1 protein-coding gene is annotated in these 960 nt (G+C 68.9%); it reads right to left on the bottom strand.

Features of this window, described 5'->3' with window-relative positions; genetic code table 11:
• Window positions 1-960 (bottom strand): ABC transporter ATP-binding protein (locus D3218_RS19430; protein WP_280959988.1); only part of this gene is annotated, 960 nt, incomplete at both ends.

Here is a 960-nt window from a genome sequence, read left to right as displayed (position 1 = left end):
CGCGTCGAATCTGTGCATCCGACCGTCCTCCGGGGTGAGCCAGACGGGATCGCCATGCCGAACGCGGAAGTCGCCGGGCGAGCGGGCGGTGATCGTCTCGCCGGTATCGAGCTTGACGTGGACGAACGTGTCGGAGCCGAGATGCTCGGAGACGCCCGCCGTGCCGCGCAGCGTGCCGCCCGTCGCGGACAGCGCCAGGTGCTCGGGCCGCACGCCGACGGTCGCCGCGCCGTGCTGCTGGGCGTAGGCGCCACCGAGGAAGTTCATCTTCGGCGAGCCGATGAAGCCTGCCACGAACAGGTTGCGCGGATGGGTGTAGAGGTCGAGCGGCGAGCCGACCTGCTCGATGTTGCCCCGGTTCAGCACCACGATCTTGTCGGCCATGGTCATCGCCTCGACCTGGTCGTGCGTGACGTAGATCATCGTGGTCGCGAGTTGGGCGTGCAGCTCGGAGATCTCGAGCCGCATGTTGACGCGCAAGGCCGCGTCGAGGTTCGACAGCGGCTCGTCGAACAGGAAGCCCTTGGGCTCGCGCACGATGGCGCGCCCGATCGCGACGCGCTGGCGCTGGCCGCCCGACAGCTCGCGCGGCCGACGCTGCAGGTAGTCGGTGAGGTTGAGGGTGGCGGCGGCGGCCTGCACCTTCTTGTCGATCGCCGCCTTGTCCATGCCGGCCATCTTGAGCGGGAAGCCGATGTTGGCGGCCACGCTCATGTGGGGGTAGAGCGCGTAGCTCTGGAACACCATGGCGAGTCCGCGCCGGGCGGGCGGCGCCTCGGTGACGTCCTGCCCGTCGATCGTGATCGTGCCGCCGGACACGTCCTCCAGACCGGCGATCAGGCGCAGCAGCGTGGACTTGCCGCAGCCCGACGGGCCGACGAAGACCACGAACTCACCGTCCGCGATCTCGAGATCGAGACCGGGAATGATCACGGCTTCGCCGAACCGCTTCTGGACGTT

This window comes from Aureimonas flava, from assembly GCF_003583935.1.
GTDB lineage: Bacteria > Pseudomonadota > Alphaproteobacteria > Rhizobiales > Rhizobiaceae > Aureimonas > Aureimonas flava.
The sequence above is the reverse complement of the archived record's forward strand: the minus strand, read 5'-3'. Positions and strand labels throughout refer to the sequence as shown.